Source organism: Chryseobacterium sp. MMO-72 (assembly GCF_037146035.1).
GTDB lineage: Bacteria > Bacteroidota > Bacteroidia > Flavobacteriales > Weeksellaceae > Chryseobacterium > Chryseobacterium indicum.
In genome coordinates, this window is record NZ_JBBCWG010000007.1 from 138,883 (window position 1) to 156,485 (window position 17,603).

Annotated in this window: 7 protein-coding genes; 2 read left to right on the forward strand and 5 right to left on the reverse strand. The window is 39.2% G+C overall.

Annotation, left to right across the window (positions count from 1 at the left end):
• Positions 1-51: 51 nt before the first annotated feature.
• Both WFH39_RS11760 and WFH39_RS11765 read left to right on the forward strand, forming a co-directional pair.
• On the forward strand, positions 52-879 hold the full coding sequence (locus WFH39_RS11760; protein WP_214589143.1) for an ion transporter: 828 nt from the start codon (positions 52-54) through the stop codon (positions 877-879).
• A gap of 43 nt (positions 880-922) precedes the next feature.
• Entirely contained in the window at positions 923-1,081 is a 159-nt protein-coding gene (locus tag WFH39_RS11765; protein WP_336690036.1) for a hypothetical protein, read from the forward strand.
• Between the two features lie 64 nt (positions 1,082-1,145).
• Here WFH39_RS11765 and WFH39_RS11770 read toward each other — a convergent pair whose 3' ends face one another.
• The 5 genes from WFH39_RS11770 to dnaE form a co-directional block, all read right to left on the reverse strand.
• A complete protein-coding gene (locus WFH39_RS11770; protein WP_336690037.1) occupies positions 1,146-3,116 on the reverse strand; it encodes a T9SS type A sorting domain-containing protein in 1,971 nt (656 codons plus the stop codon).
• Positions 3,117-3,253: 137 nt separating this feature from the next.
• The gene (locus WFH39_RS11775; RefSeq protein ID WP_336690038.1) at positions 3,254-6,769 is read right to left on the reverse strand and encodes a fibronectin type III domain-containing protein; all 3,516 of its coding nucleotides are present in this window, start codon (positions 6,767-6,769) and stop codon (positions 3,254-3,256) included.
• 1,161 nt (positions 6,770-7,930) lie between these two features.
• Complete coding sequence (locus WFH39_RS11780; protein ID WP_336690039.1) at positions 7,931-8,680, reverse strand: DUF6261 family protein; 750 nt, start codon at positions 8,678-8,680, stop codon at positions 7,931-7,933.
• 216 nt (positions 8,681-8,896) lie between these two features.
• Positions 8,897-12,553: a fibronectin type III domain-containing protein gene (locus WFH39_RS11785; RefSeq protein ID WP_336690040.1), complete on the reverse strand. Its 3,657-nt coding sequence runs from the start codon at positions 12,551-12,553 to the stop codon at positions 8,897-8,899.
• 266 nt (positions 12,554-12,819) lie between these two features.
• On the reverse strand, positions 12,820-17,499 hold the full coding sequence (dnaE, locus tag WFH39_RS11790) for a DNA polymerase III subunit alpha (protein WP_336690041.1): 4,680 nt from the start codon (positions 17,497-17,499) through the stop codon (positions 12,820-12,822).
• Positions 17,500-17,603: the final 104 nt, after the last annotated feature.

The window sequence follows — 17,603 nt, forward strand, 5'->3', positions numbered from 1 at the left end:
GTTTGGTACGAAAATAGGGATTATTTGTTAATTTTAAAAAAACCTCGAAAAATGGAAAAAGAGCACAATCTTATTCCCGAAGATGCTCTCTGGAAAAGACATCTTTACCGCATTATATACCGCTCCGACACAAAGCTCGGAAAACTTTTCGACATTACTTTACTGATTCTTATTCTCATCAGTACGGCAATTATCATGATGGAAAGTGTTCCGAAGCTTGATAAAAGGTTTCATTATACGTTCATTATTATGGAATGGATTATTTCCATATTTTTTTCTGCGGAATATTTTTCGAGAATTGCAGTAGTGAAAAACAAACGGAATTATATTTTCAGCTTTTTCGGGATTATCGATTTTCTTGCTTTAATTCCGTTTTATCTGAGCTTTATTTTTCCGGTTACCAAATATTTCCTCATTTTCAGAATGCTGAGAATGTTAAGAGTTTTCCGGGTATTCAACTTACTGGATTTTATGAATGACGGCTCTGTAATTGTGAGGGCATTAAAGAACAGCTCACGAAAAATTTATATTTTCCTTTTATTTTTAATTATTTTCTCCGTGATTGTCGGCTCACTGATGTTTATGGTGGAAGGCGGAAGAGAAGGCTTTGAAACCATTCCGCAGGCAATTTACTGGGCGGTTGTTACCGTTACAACGGTTGGTTATGGCGACGTTTCCCCGATTACTCCGATGGGAAAATTTTTCGCCGTGGTTTTAATGCTTGCCGGTTATTCCATCATCGCTGTTCCTACAGGAATTGTAACGGCTGAGATGAGAAACAAAAGGCAAAATCTGGAAAAAGTGTGCGACAGATGCGGAAATGAAGATATTGATGATGATGCAAGGTACTGTAAACAGTGTGGCAAGAAATTAGCTTAGTAAAAATTAATACTCAATTTATTAACGAAACACCACAACAATCATGGAACCTAAAAAGAAAAATAAACCGAACAGCTTAGTAATTATCCTTTTCTCAATGATCGCCCTTATGATCGTAATTTACTTCATTCTCGTCATGTTCTTCCCTACTGTTTTCGAAAGTATGACGACAGGAGAAATTCAGCCCGTTCCCAATAAATAAAATATCTTCATTAAATAATAAAGGCGATCTTTACAGACCGCCTTTTATTATGGTTAAAGTTTATTTATTTTTTAATTGTTTTTACAACCTGTTGAGAACCGTCTTTCATATCCAGCATCAGCAGATATACTCCCTGCTTCAGTTCACCCAAATGAATTTCTGAATCAGGATTTTCAATCACTTTTACCAGTCTTCCTGAAATATCTGTCACGGAAACCGATTTTACTTTAGCGATATCAGAAATTGTAATCACATCACTGAAAGGATTTGGGAATACTTTAACGGTATTTTTATTGGCTGCAACTTCAGAAGTTCCTAAAGTGTTTTTTGTAATATTAATGGAAAATGCTCCTTCCGGTTCATCTGACCAGCCACTGTAATGACCAACATTTACATAATAGGTATTTCCTGAAAGAGTAGGAATAGAAATTGTTTCAGCACCGCCCTGTCCTCCGTCATCTACTGTATTTTCACAGGTTAATGCAGAGCAGTTTCCGCTATAAACTCCGATCTGAGGATCAAAATCGCTTCCCGCAGGCATTGTTACGCTGATATTAAATGTACTTCCGTCTCCTGTAAAAGTAAACCAGGTTCCGTCATTCATTTCATTAGAACATGCGCTTACAATCCCTGAATTATTAGTAGCACCAGCCCCGTCATTTTGTATATACGTATAAGGGAAAGCATTGGCAGATAATGCACCTGAGCAGGCATCATTTACCGGAGGCGGAGGGAAAGTTCCTACACAGATATTAAAACTCTGATTACTTCCTGCTCCGTAATAACTATAAACTCTCACCCAATATGTTTCTCCTGCGGTAAGACCTGTTACAACTCCGGAAGGCGGATCTGAACAGAATATACTGGAAAGCGCTCCACAGCCTCCACTGAATACCTGAAAATAAGTATCGGTATCTCCCGTTGTACTGCCTACAGAGGTGATATTGAGAAGGGATATTTTATGAGTCGCCGCAGTTGCTACAAATTTAAACCAGACATCATCATCCGCATCTCCGTAACATGGACTTGGGGCTGTTCCTGAATCTGTGGCACCCAGAGTATAACCAGCCGTTACAGTTCCACAGTTTAAATCCGGATTCACCGTTAAAGTAACCGCTGTTGCACATTCGTCATTAGCAGGCTGCGGAGGTGCGGTTGTAAATGACACTTCTGTACATCCGGCAGATTCTCCTCCTGAGCCTACTGCTATAATTTTAACATAATGGGTGGTATTAGGAGCCAATGCCACAGAAGGTGTATAACTATTGGCTGTTACAGAGACCTGATTCGCTACATTTGTTCCTCCTGAAGAAGTTCCGATAGAAACTTTGTAACTTGTTGCTCCAGCCGTATTGTTCCATGTAATCGTAGGAGTTAAAGGTACAAAAGAAGCATTACTTCCCGGATAAGTAACTACAGGACAAGCCGGAATAGGATTCGGAGCCAGCCCCTGAAAGGTTACAACAGATTTATAATTTACCAGATTTCCCGTGGCAGGCGGTGAAGCCGGATCCGGATCTGTATAATCGTTTTTATAATAAAGGGTAGAATTTTGTGCCCCGTTATAAACATGCATTGCCTCATCATAATTATTGTTATCATAGCCTGAAGAATTTTCTTCAGCAGCAATAACGAGATTGGAGGTATTATTGTAGGAAAAAGGGGTAGGAAAAACAATTTCAATAACACCGTTATTATTGGTAACTGTCCCGGAAAAAACCTGCGTTAATTGTGATGAAGGAATCCAGTCTGAATCTGTGCTGAAAGATGTTTTGTTGGTAAGCCCCAGATAAACCACCCATTGTGAAGAGTTTGAAATGGACATTGTCGGATCTATATAGAACTTCAGTCCTGTAATGTTTCCGGCTGCGTTTGCGTTAATTTCCTGCTTTGTGAAAATCTGCTGTACGTAAGAATATCCATAATATGTACTGACTGGAGCAACGCCGACATTAGTACTTCCTGATCCCAGAGTAATCTGGGCGGAAAAACACATGCTTAAGAACAATAAGCATGAAAGTAGAATTTTTTTCATAAACTATTTATATTTTGTTGATTAAGTACTAATTTAACAATTATTATCTAATTTCTATAACAATTTTCAAATTTAATTAACAAAAAAAATAGCGGCTAATATTAGCCGCTATTATAATTTATGGTATGTATTAAAAACTATTTTTTAATTGTTTTTATCGTTTGTTTAGATCCGTCTTTCATCTCTAAAGTAACTAAATACATTCCTTGTTTCAATTCTCCTAAGTGAAGTTCTGAAGTAGGATTAGCAATAGTTTTCACTAATCTTCCCGCAATATCTGTAACCAGTACATTTTTAACATTCGCTACGTCAGAAATATTCAATACCTCAGAGAATGGGTTTGGATATACTTTGATGTTGTTTTTAGCATCTTTCACTTCATTAGTTGCCAAAACCAATGAGGCATCGTAAGCAGAGATCTGGAACTGACCAGTTGTTGTTGAAGAATAGTTCCAAACACCAATCAGCAATGTAGATCCAGGTGTTAATCCAGAAAGTGATACAAGAGAGAAGTTTCCATCTGTAGAACTGTCATCATCACAACCAATCTGTGTAAGTGCTCCACAGCTTCCGCTGTATACTCCTAAAACAGTATCTGTAACATTAGAACCAGAAACAGACTGAGTCTCTATCTTAATACTTCCGCTTGCAGGAACAACCACAGAATACCATACATCTTTATAACCTGTAGTCTGGCAAGAGTGTGTAGCCGTTGCATCAGATGTTGCTGTAGCACCAGCATTAGTAGAAACCACCGCATTTTGTGCAAAAGTACCACCAGCTGTTAAAGCAACTGCTCCGGAACAGTCATCGTTTGCAGGAGGCGGAGGTGCAGTTGTAAAACTTCTTTCTGTACATCCCGGAGATGTAGATGTAGCATCATAAGCATTTAAGGTATAATAATAAGTCGTATTATAACTTAGCGCAGTTGGAAGTGTATAAGTTGTTACATTTCCTAAATCCTGAGCATTCATAATATTAGTAGCACCGGCTGAAGTACCGATAGAAAGTTTATAACCAGAAACTCCGGTTACAGCAGTCCAGGTAAATGTAGGGGTTACAGAAACATTTGTTGCAGCAGCTGAAGGTGCAGTAACTGTAGGACAGAAAGATTTTGTCGTAAATGTTACAGGAACCCAGATAGACTGATCTGAAGCACTACAATTGGATCTAACCCATAAATAATAAGTTGTGGAAGGGGTTAAATTAGATAATGTAGTTGTAGCAGCAGTTAAACCAGAAAGTGTTGGTGTTGTAGTAGCAGTCGGAGCTGTATTCGTTGTACTGTAATAAACATCATAACCGTTTGCAGGTGCTGTAGCAGGTGCAGTCCAGTTTACAACAGCAGAGTTATATGCTAAAGTTGCAGCAGGAACTGTAACCGCAGAAGGCTCTGAACATGTTGGAGTAACAACAATACTAATATCATCTACATACAGATTATATTGGTCAGCAGCAGAGTATGCATTAAATCCAAAATAATAAACACCGGATGCAGCAGGAGTAAAGTCTACAAAGTTAGTTGCTGCTGTTGCGGTATTAATATTTGGATGATCAGCCAAAGCATTTGTCATACTAGCATTATTTGCCGATGTTCCATACGCAACTTTTAGTTTTTCAGCATACGTTGTACTGTTATTTCCATAGGTATATTTAATTCTATAAGAAACACCAGCCGTTAAATTGATTCCCTGAGTATAGAACCAGGCATTAGCAGCACTACTAGAATTATACAGATAGGTAAGCGCTTTAGTCGTAAAGCCATTAGCAGCAGGTGAACTTGTAGTCCAGTTGTTACCCGTACCCGCATTTTCTATAGAAGTACATGATGGTAATGCAGGTGTTGTTACACTTTCAAAATCCTGTGTGTAAGGAATATTTGTTGCAGTACATGCAGTTGTAAAGTTAGTAGGACCTGCCCAAGAACTTGTAGATCCGGAACCGCAATTAGAACGCACCCATACATAATAAGTTGTATTAGAGGTAAGTCCGGATATATTGTAAGTTGTAACTCCCGCTGCAACAGTAGCACTTGGTGTTGTAGTAGCAGTTGGAGCTGTGTTGGTTGTACTGTAATAAATATCATATCCATTTGCAGGAGCAGTTGCAGGAGCCGGCCATGAAACCGTTGCTCCGGAAGCTGTAATTGAACCTGAAGTTAAAGTGGTTGGAGCCACACAAGATGGTGTAGTTTCTAATCTAAAATCGTCCACTCCTAAATACCATGGCGCACTCGTAGAAGATACGTTTACGGCAAACATGTAAACTCCTGAAGTAGCAGGTACAAATGTCTTGGTAACTTTTACATATCCCGCAGCTCCGGCTGTTGTACCCTGAGTTGCAGTAATAAATGTTCCTAAATCTGTCGCACCGGTAGTAGAAATAGAATTATTTACTAAAACATTTCCTGTATATCCTATATAAGAAGAGCTGGTACCCCCTGTATTATAATAAAAAGATAAATCATATGATGTACCGGCAGTTAATTGAAAAGCAGGTGTCCAAAGCTGGCTCGCTGTCGTATTACCATATGCTATGGTCATATAGTTAGGGGTAGATTTCGGCGCATTATCAGTAACCGAAGCAGTATTCATAGAAGTCCATGCTTTTGTACCTGTAACGTTAGTCCAGCAAGAAGGTGTAATTCCTGCACCTAAAGTAGACATAGCATCAAAGTTCTCAGTCCATGGAAGAGTTGAGATTGCGGAAGCTGGAGCAGATACTGCAACAGGAGTCGAGTTCGTAGTGATTCCTGAGCCTGAACAGGTAACTGCACAATAGAAGGAATCAGCAGCACTTACTGTTGCTGTATATGTTGATCCTGTTGCTCCCGAAATTGCACCGGCATTGTTATACCATTGATAAGTTACACCATTACCCGATGTAAGATTTTGTAAACTTAATGTGGTTGAATACGGTGCAGCACAAGCTGTACTTGTAGCTGTTGCCAAAGTATTCCCCGGATTAGGAGTACCGGAACACGGAGGTGCTGTAAAGGTTATTTGGGTCTGATATCTTCTTGTTTGGGTAGTATAACTTGTAGTTGTTGCGGCAATCGCAGTTGAACTACTTGTTCCCATAGCCTGAGCAGAAGTTGTAGTGTCATACTTCCACTGGAATGCACCTCCCGTGAAAGGAGTAGCAGGAGTACCGGACGGAACCCAGTCAATATAAACTTCTATTGCTCCACCAGTATAGGTAAAGGCATTCCCTGTATTGTTAGGGAAACTTACCCATCCGGCTGCCGAAGGGAAATTGTTGGTACTATTAATGGTAGCGGAATAAAACAATGTTGCACCTGTGGTCATTGTACTCCAAGCTGTTCCACTAGCCAAAGAAGTGGCAGAACTATTTTTAAGATACACATTCAAAGTCCAGGCATTTGATCCCGAAACATTAAAAGCTGTGGTCTTATAATATCCTATAGCATTTACAGGATAAGTATTCGCTAATCCGGCAGCTGTTAAATCTGCTGCAGTAAGCAACTGTACGGATTTTGAATAATGAAATGAACTCGTACTACTCGAACGATAGATAGGATCGCCGTTCGTACCGGCCGTGGCGGTACTGGCTCCTGAACCTATTGTTACCGTAGTTTGCGCCGTGATGCCTGCATAGAGGAACATCAAACACATCAGTAAAAATTTTTTCATGTTTAAGTAAAAATAAAATTAGGTGCTGTAAAAATATAAATAAATTTTAATTTAATTAATCAAAACTTCATAAATAATTAATATTTAATAATAAAAAACACTATTTTAAATCTATTTACTAAACAATCATTTGAACAATTAAATAAATCATAATTCAAATAATTTCATAAAGCACTGTCTATTAATAAGTTAAATAATACTCACAAATATTTGATTTACAACCAACAACAACTTAACATAAAAAAATATTTAAAAAAAACATAGACTGCCTCAACGAGACAGTCTATATTCCACAGAATTAGTTAGTTCTATATCAAATAGTCTTTTAATAAATCAATAAATTATTTGTATCAGCCAGCATAATACTGTCATACTTTGATATTTCAGTTACAGGAACAGGAAGGCTTAATGGTGAGCGAAGTCATTTTTTTGTCCTTTATTTTTAATCTTTAAACCCGATGCAAAAAGATTGTAATACTTTAGTTGTTCAAGCTTAATATTTAATGGAGAAAGAGCACATAAGTTTAAAAAATCAAAGATTTTTTCTCTTTGCTGACTTTTGAAATAAAAGTTGTTTAAAGTAAAATTGTAGAAAACTCTGTGGAGTTTTATCTGTGTAGACACCATATTCGCAAGGCGTTCTGCGTTCCGTAGGAACGCTATCTTTAGAAAATTTATCGTATTTATAGATACCAATCCTATGGACTGACTGACGGATTTATTCTTATTTCTACACAGATTCTGCTCCTAAAGGAGCAAACTCTTTTACTTTAAATAAGTCCAATAAAGCCTTTTGTGTCTCTTTTGCGGTTAAATTTAAAATGAGCTTAAACAGACTTGTTATATTTATTTTTTTATGGTCGTCTTCTATTAAGATATTGTAGAAAAATTACCGGTTCTTCTGAACCCTAAAAAATAATTTTCAGTCTTTTAGATGAACTTTTTTCTTCCTTTTCATATCAGACTATTTTAAAATATGCTCCCGCAGGCGTTTTATCTTCGGATGCTCCCGAAAACACATTCCTTTGGGCGAAACGATTTCGGAACTCCCCGAAAATGTTTTCCTTTTGGCGGAATACACCCGGCGGGTTCCGAAGGTCTGCTCCTTTAGGCGGGACGGTTTCGGCTGCTCCCGACAGCTCCCTCCCTTCGGCGGTGGCTCTAGGAAGGGGTTTGCGGAGATTCAGGTTTCTGATCTTCTCCCCCGCTTTCTTCCGTACTGCTGTATTTGGTAACGGCAAGATTATATTGGTTTACCAGACTGCTGAGCTTTGCCATTAACTGATCGTATTCTGCATTCGGGGTAAGCAGGGCATGAGCTTCTATATGCTGCTTCAGGGTTCGGTAAGCTTCCGTAGATGCTGTTCTGGCAGTGGCTAACACACCTGTTTCTACTTCCGAAAGTTGTACGGTACGGGCAATGTACTTGTTGTTAAAATTCTGGTTGGAAGTTTTCAGTTCGTTTACCCAGTCTATAAGTTGAAGCTGGGAGATTTTATCGCTGTGCTTTTCTTCCCATTCTGCCACGATGCTGTTAATCGTGGCGGTTTCCAACTGATACCGAAGCTTGTAGATACGGTCTCCAAAACGGTTAAGGATATCTAAAAGTGCAAAGGCATTGTTTTTGGTCACCGGATCGAAATGGTACTGCCATGCTTCCAGCATCATTTTGATCCCGATAACAGCGTTGTCTCTCTGCGCATCCAAAGCCTGAATTTCCGGTGTAATATCGCTTCCCGTATAGGGCAGATAAGCATTATTAAAACTTTGTACCGCTGTTTGCAAAATTGTTCTTTGGCTGCCTATATTTAATTGGTCGGCAGCGGCTTGAGGTAAAAGTTCCAGTACATTGTTCACGAATTGCAGAAAATCTCCGTTACGGTATTTTTCCAGATTGGCGGTTGTAATCATTGTGTTATTTTAAAATTTTAAAGGGCTAATTTATAAAAAAATTGAAAGCGTTTTTCTGTTCAGGTATATTTTATGAAAAATTTTAGATAACTTCAACATATTGGCGGCTATAACATTTTCATAGTAAAGAATTTTCATGTAACATTTCTCAAAAAAAAATAGAGACTATCCAAATTGGCAGTCTCTATAATTTATTGATGGGTATAATGAACAGAATTACCTCTTAATCGCTTTAAAGGTCTGTTTAGATCCGTCCTTCATATCCAAAGTAATTAAGTACATCCCTTCTTTCAATTCATTTAAATGAATTGATGATTCAGGATGGGTTATCGTTTTAACCAATCTTCCTGCAATATCTGTTACATAAACAGTTCTTACATTAGAAATATCCGATATATTCAAAATATCTGTAAAAGGATTCGGATATACATTAATTTCGTTCTTCGTACCGGACAATTCGTTTGTCGCAAGCGGAGCGGTTACAATGAGTGAATAATCAATAATTTCTCCTCTTGAAAAACCTAAACAAGGATCCGTTGGTGCACTGTTGTTGTAATTGATCAGAACCCTCATTCTGTACGTTCCTACAGACGTATTTGCAGGGATGGTAAGTGTTGCACCGCTTGTGGTTGTGGTATAAGCTGTTGTTGCATACAGCTTTTCGGAAGCATCAAAAACATTATTCTGATTTAAATCTACCCAGACAGCCATTCCCACAGTAGGTCCTCCCGCCGTTATGGAAAAAGGAATAACCGTATTGGAAGAAGATTTAGCAATTGAAATATTATTTGAACTCATCAAATTCTTATACCCGAAAGTTGCTGCGCTGTTTGCTGTTGCAGAACTGTATGCCATATTGGTATTGGCAGTGGTGGATGTAAATGAACTGATCCATGAATTCTGATTGGAAGTTGCCGGTGTACAGTAATTGCTCGTATAGAATCTTGTTCCGCCTTCCCATGCACTGTTGTCTGTTGCGCTGCATTTAGCCCTTGCCCAAACATAGTAGAAGGTATCATTGGCTAATCCTGTTAAATTTGCAGTTGTTGCCGTTCCTGCTACACTTACAGAATTTGTTGAGTTTAAAACCGTTGTTGCCGTAGGCGCATTATTGGTGGTACTGTAATAAACATCATACCCTACTCCAATCGTAGAAGAAGGTGCCGTCCAACTAACTGCAGCTCCGTTAGCTGAAGTTGATGGTACAGTAATTAATGTCGGATTATCGCAGCTTGGAATAGTCTGAATATTAATATCATCAATCCCGATTCCTCTGTAAGTTCCTCCTACACCGTGTCTGAATGCCAGATACTGATCTGTTCCCGCCGGAATATTTACCGTATACTGAGCCATGGTTGATGTTAAAGTAACCGCACTGATCTGCGTAAAAGTAGAAGCATCAGCAGGATTGCTTAACGTTCCTACCTGAAGCGTATAACCTGCAGCCCCTCCCACAGCCATGAAACGAACTCTGTTTGCTCCGTTTGAAAGAGGGGTAATTTGTGGAGAAACCAACATTCCTCCCGCTGTGGTAGCTGTATCATTATATAGATAATAACCATTTGGAGCAGAAGAATTATACGATGTATTTACATAGCCATATCCTGCCCAAGATGACGGTTCTAAATATCTCCAGCAGGAAGGTGCATTTGTATTGCTGCTGCTTCCCGTAGCTGTGGTGTCGAAATTTTCAGACACAGGAAGAGAGTTTACAGCCGGACAAACAGTTGTAAAGCTTCTCTCTGTACAGTTTAATGAGTTTTGAGTTGCCGTATATGCTCCTACAGACCAATAATATACCGTACTGTAATTAAGGGAAGTAGGCAAAGTGTATGTGGTAACATTCCCTACATCAAAATTATTAAGCACATCATTTCCACCCGGTGTTGTTCCTATTCTCAGTTTGTAGCCTGTAACTGCAGACGAGGAAGAAGCCGTCCATGTAAAGGTAGGCGTAAGCGGAACATTAATGGCAGATGCTGCAGGCGCAGATTGTGCAGGACAGATAGAAAGTGTTGTAAATGTTCTTTCTGTACATCCTGTAGATGAAATCGTAGCATTATAGGCATTAACCGTATAATAATACTTTGTGTTATAAGTTAATTCTGTTGGTAAAGTATATGTTGATACATTTCCTACATTCAAATTATTTAAAACATCTGTTCCTCCTGAAGTTGTTCCCACAGATAATCTGTACCCTGTAGCTTCCGGATTTGCCGTCCATGTAAATGCAGGCGTTACGGAAACTCCTGTTGCCGCCGAAGAAGGCGCAGAAACCGTAGGACAGAACGTTTTCGTAGCAAAAGAAGATCCTGAAACCCAAGAACTCTGATCCGAAGCAGAACAACGGGATCTTACCCAAACATAATAGGTTGTACTCGGCGTTAAATTGGTTATCGTATAGGTTAAACCTGTTGCTCCCACAACATTTGGCGTGGTAGCAGCAGTAGGTGCTGTATTGGTCGTGCTGTAATAGATATCAAATGCCGGTGCAGGATTTGCCATCGTCCAGCTTACCGGAGCTGTTGTAGACGTAGTCGTTCCGGGAGTTACAGAATCCGGGAACATACAAGGAATTACGGAAATATTTACATTATCAATATAAATATCGTTGCTTCCATTATCTCCTGTAGCCATAAATCTTACAATCGCTGTCGGACTGCTCGTTCCCAAGTCTGCATATTTGGTAGCCCATGAAGCAGAAATTCCCTGAGTAGAACCTACCTGATTGAAAGTGTTTCCGCCATCCGTAGAAACCAAAACTTTTAAAACATCGGTTCCTGAAGTATTCTGATAATCATAAGACAACAGCCTCGATCCTGTTCCTGAGGATAAATTGATATACAAATCCATATATCCTGAAGCATTGATCGTATTGTATGAATGGAATCTTGCGGCAGGAGCTATACCCGGTGCAGCAATCGCAGTGTTTCCTCCAACGCTTGTCCAGCCTGTTGTAGTAGCGTATCCATTTACCGTAATATCACTTGCTCTCCATGAGTTATCCCCTCTCGAAGGCCATGTTCTCCAATAGCTTGCATTAGGAAGATCGCCTATGGAATTTCCGTTTTCCCATGTCGTGAAACTTTCATTAAAAGGAATCGCAGCATACGTTGCAGGCGGTGCAATCCATGTTCCCGGAGAATAAGTAAACGTAAGACCGGAAGCAGGTACAGTTGTGGAATTGGTCGTTCCTAAAGTAACCGAATCTGTACTACCGGTTCCTATGGAAGTTGCCGTCCAGTCTGTTCCTACTCTGTTGTTGGTATCAGAAGCTTCTGATCCTCTTATTCCGACCTGTCCCGTTAATACCGCAGTACCGGAAACACAATTTCCGTAAACAATGCTTACATTATTAGAAGTTAAATCAAACTGAATCTGAAAATTAAGAAGCTGCGCAGCAGATGCCCCACTTCCCTGAAGATCTTTAAACTGTACAATAAATTTAGAACCAACAGTCTCGTAAGAGATCTCGGAGGTTGTTGTATTTGCGTTCTTCAGATTGGCTGCAAAACCTGCAAATGCGCCTTCATAGGGAGTTGTGGTATCTGTGGACAACCCGGTATATGTAGCTGCAAGAGCAGCGGTTCCAAGCGTTACAAAACCATTATTGCTGAAGTAAACAGCGTTATAAGATTTACCATTAAATTTAAAAGCTGATGGTAAATTAATCGCGGCAGAAACAGCATCCGTTCCTAAGGCTGCTCCCGACTGCCAAATTGTTCTGGAGGCAGAAAGCGGGGTGTAGATTCCTGTAGTCTGCGTAAATCCGTAGCCGTTATTGGTATTCGGATTGGTAGCCTGAGGCGGTCCCACCTGTGCAAACGCTGCCGATCCCAAGGCAAGGAGACACGTGAGTAGAATTTTCTTCATATTTCAATAAAATTAAGGGCGGTAAAAATATAAAAATTATTCATTAAATCTGTTAAAATTCAGAAATTCATCATTATTTAATGTTAAAAAGATAAAATATTTTAATAAAAAATAAACATTAATTTAATTTTAACAGATCAATAAAAAGTAGAATTTTAATGAGTGGCTCATGGTATTGGTTTAAAAAAACACCAAAATAAAAATGGCTAAAAATCTGATCAATAGATTCATAGCCACTTTAAATTTATATCAGCAGAGTTTTAACTTTAATTCAGATAAAATTCATATTTTTTTAATAATTGAATTTCTTTGATCAGCTCTCCGCTGAGATTTACAGAATGCTTCATAGACTGCACTTCGAGATGTTCCACCTTCGAATCTTCTTCTACATTTTTCAGATAAAATTTCAGCTTCTGCGTTCCCTGATTTCTTTCTAAAACTTTTCTGAAAAAATTCAGATCTTCCGGTCGGAAATCCATCACATCCATCACTAAGGAAATACTTTTTGCAAATCTTTCAAAGGCTTCCTGAAGCTCTATGACGTCTGTAACATTCACAAAAACTCTTCCGTCCTTTACCTGAGCAAATTTTATTTTAAAAATAACAAACCGCTGAACCTCCAGTTTTTCTTTCAGCTTCATATAATCACGATCTCCCAGTCGGAAAGAATAAGAACCGGAATAGTCTTCCAGCGTTACAAAAGCCACCTTTTCACCACTTCGGAAACCATCTTTTACCACATATTCAGTAATCAGACCGGCAACGGTATATTCTTTTCCGCCACCGCCGTTTTCTCTTTCTTTCTGTAAGGTTTTCCAGTCTTTTTTCTTCTCTTCGAATAATTCTTCCTGCTTATTGGCAAAAGCCTGTTCTTTATATGCATCTACCTCATCAAGATTCAGGAAGTGGAAAACACCTTTCGGCTCTGCTTTTTTGGTGACTTCCTCAATGAGTTCCTCTTCTTCACCCGCAATCACATCATCGGAAACAATTTCCGCAAGTTCAGCTACATCTTCCGGAACCTCCTGCTCTAAGATCGGAACCTCATCTATTACGATTTTAGATTCATCTTCTTTTTCCAGAACAGATTTTTTGGAAAGACTTCCCTGTATAAACTGGAACTGGTATTTGAATTCGTCCAAAGGATGCGCAGAAAGATAGAATCCTATGGTTTCTTTTTCCTTATTCAGCTTATGCATATTCGGCCATTCCGGACAAGGAGCCAGTTTGGGCTGCTCGATCTGAACTTCCTCTGCAAAATCCGCAAAAAGAGAATGTTCCATTTCATTTTTACTTTCCTGAAAGCTCTGTCCGTAACGGATCAGTCTTTCCAGATTGGTTCTTCCCGCCATATCAATATCGAAATACTGACCTCTGTGGAAATTGTCGAGTTCATCAAAAGCTCCTGCCAAAACCAAACTTTCAGCTACTCTTTTATTCATTTGTGAAGGCAGAATTCTTTCGAAGAAATCATAGATATTTTTAAATCTTCCGTTCTGTCTTTCTCTTGTAATGGCTTCACTCGGACCTTCACCAATTCCTTTAATGGCTCCCAGACCAAAACGGATCTGCCCTTTTTCGTTTACCGAGAATTTATACTGAGATTCGTTCACATCCGGTCCCAAAACATCAACCCCCATACTTTTACAGTCTTCCATGAACATAGTGATGGAATCTGTATTGTTAATGTTGTTACTCATCACACTCGCCATATATTCTGCCGGATAATTGGCTTTTAAATAAGCAGTCTGATACGCAATAAATGCATAACACGTAGAGTGAGACTTGTTGAAGGCATATTCTGCAAAGGCTTTCCAGTCGTTCCAGATTTTCTCTAAACGTTCTTCGTTGAGATTATTTTTTCTTCCGCCTTCGATGAATTTCGGGTACATTTTATTAAGAACGTCGATCTGCTTTTTACCCATCGCTTTTCTCAGCGTATCGGCTTCCCCTTTCGTGAAATTCGCCAGTTTTTGGGATAAAAGCATTACCTGCTCCTGATAGACCGTAATTCCGTAGGTTTCCTTTAAATATTCCTCTGTTTCCGGTAAATCGTAGACGATTTCTTCAATTCCATGTTTCCTGTTGATGAAATTCGGGATGTATTTTATCGGACCGGGACGGTACAATGCATTCATGGCAATAAGATCGGCAAAAACGGTAGGTTTCAGCTCTCTCATGTATTTTTGCATTCCGGGACTTTCATACTGGAAAATTCCGACCGTTCTTCCTTCTTTAAATAACTGATAGGTCTTTGCATCATCAAGCGGAATAAGATCCGGATCAATATCTACTCTATATCTTGCTTTTACCAGTTTTAAAGCATCTTTAATAATGGTTAAAGTTCTCAGACCTAAAAAGTCCATTTTCAGGAGTCCTGCACTTTCCGCCACCGAGTTATCAAACTGCGAAACCAGAATATCGGCATCTTTTGCCGCAATGGTTACCGGAACCAAATTACTTACATCTTCCGGCGTAATGATAACCCCACAAGCGTGAATCCCTGTATTTCTGATGCAGCCTTCCATTTTTTTCGCACTCGCCAAAACTCCGTGACGCGCATCATTCGGACTGTCGAGAACGTAGCGCATTTCGTCAACAAGCTGTTGTTCTTCAGGTTTTAATTTATCGTATTTTGCTAAAGCTTTCGCAATATTCATCCCCGGTGTGGAAGGAATTAATTTAGCAATATTATTCGTGTCCGGAATCGGAACATCCAAAACTCTCCCCGCATCTTTAATCGCAGATTTACCTCCTAAAACCGAATAGGTAATAATCTGGGCAACCTGTGTTTTTCCGTATTTATCAACCACCCACTTGATAATTTTATCACGTCCTTCATCATCAAAGTCGATATCGATATCAGGCATGGAAACCCTTTCCGGATTCAGGAATCTCTCGAAAAGGAGATCGTATTTAATAGGATCTACGTTTGTAATTCCGATACAGTAGGCAACTGCAGAACCTGCCGCAGAACCACGACCGGGACCTACCCAAACGCCCATTTTACGGGCTTCGTTACAGAAATCCTGAACAATCAGGAAGTAACCAGGATATCCTGTATTGGCAATAACTTCCAGTTCGAAATCCAGACGTTCTTTTATCTCATCTGTAATTCCGGTTTCCACATATCTTCTTTTTGCCCCTTCGTACGTTAAATAGGTAAGATAAGCCATCTCACCGCGTTTTCCGCCATCGACATCATCTTCGGGATGAATAAATTCTTCCGGAATATCGAATTTAGGAAGGAGAACGTCTCTTTTTAAAGTATAAGGTTTGAACTTTGCGAAAAATTCTTCATACGCTTCGAATGCATCGGGATACGTTAAAAACGCTTCCTTGATTTCATCCGCCGTTTTCATATAGTATTCTCCGGTTGCAAGTCCTCTTCTTTTTCCAAAACCTTTTCCTACAGGCGTTGAAAGCTTTTCACCGTCTTTGATGCAGCTTACAATATCCTGAATATTAGAATCGTCTTTATTGGTATAGAACGTTTCATTCTGCGCTAAAATTTTAACATTATATTTATCGGCAAAATGCAACAATACATCATTTAAATGCTCTTCTTCCGGCAGTTTATGGTTCTGGATCTGGACATAAAAATCGTCTCCGAAAGTATCTTTCCACCATCTGAAAAGCTCCTCCCCTTTCTGTTCACCCGTATTTAAAATGGCATCCGGAATATCTCCGTGAATTCCTGAAGTTAGAGCAATAACTCCTTCTTTATATTCGGCAATCAATTCCCGGCTTACCCTTGGAACTCCAAAATAAAATCCTTTAAGAAATCCGATACTGGATAGTTTGGCTAAATTTTTATAGCCGTTAAAATCTTTAGCCAATAAGACAACCTGCGTTCTTCGGTCGGGATCATCTTTGGTAAACTGCTTCTGCTCATAACGGTCTGAAATATAAAATTCGCAGCCCACAACAGGAATCAAAGGTTGTGAAACCGGCTCCGGTTCATTGAATTCTTCGCCTTTTTCTTCCGCTTCCTGTTTTTTAGCGAGGTATTCTTTATGCTTTTTTGCACGGTCGCCGTTTGCGCCTTCTACCGCAGAAACAAATTTGAAAGCACCCATCATATTTCCCAGATCCACCATTCCGACAGCGGGGAAATTATCATCAGTTGCTTTTTTAATTAAATCGTTGATGCTTGTGGTAGCCGTTAAAGTAGAGAAAACACTGTGGTTATCAAAGTTGAAATATTTTCCGAGATCGATCTCATCAATACTTCCGAAATCCTGCTGTTTTTTCTTATTGTGAAAATCCGCAACCTGCCTTCTGATAACAATATTGAAAGGCTTTATCGGATCAGGATACAGCGTTTTAAAATACGCAAGCTGATCTTCCGAAGTTTTCAGTACTTCCGCAGGAATCACCCCAATTCTCATCATTTCAAAGAAAACCTGAGCCGTGGCATTTACGTCGGCTGCTGCGTTGTGGGCTTCATCAAATTTATGACCGTATAATTTTTCGTAAAGTTCTTCCAGCTTCGGAGCTTTGTACCTTCCTCCTTTTCCGCCTCCCAACTGACAGAAATCTGTTCCCAGAATCATCGTATCGGCTTTGGGCTTTTCCTGAAGGTTGTCTTTAATATTTTTACGGTAAAATTCGGCTCCCACAATGTTGTAGTCAAACTCCACATTATGTCCGGAGACCACTCTTACTTTTTCTAAAACTTTAGAAAATTCGTTTAAAATTTCTTCAAGATCACGACCTTCCTCATTGGCGATTTTTGTAGTGATCCCGTGAATTCTTGCGGCATTGAAGGGAATATCATACCCTTCCGGTTTTATAATATAATCCTGATTTTCAATTAACGTTCCGTCATCATCATGCAACTGCCACGCAATCTGCACCATTCTTGGCCAGTTATCTGAATCTGAAAGCGGAGCGTTGAAATTCTTCGGTAAACCTGTGGTTTCTGTGTCAAAAACTAAATACATGTAATTTTTCTAGCTTTTATTAAAAAGAGAATGTAAAGTTACTTTAATTTTTTGTCTTTTGGAATTAGTTTTTATAAATGCTGATAAATCATGGTATATATATT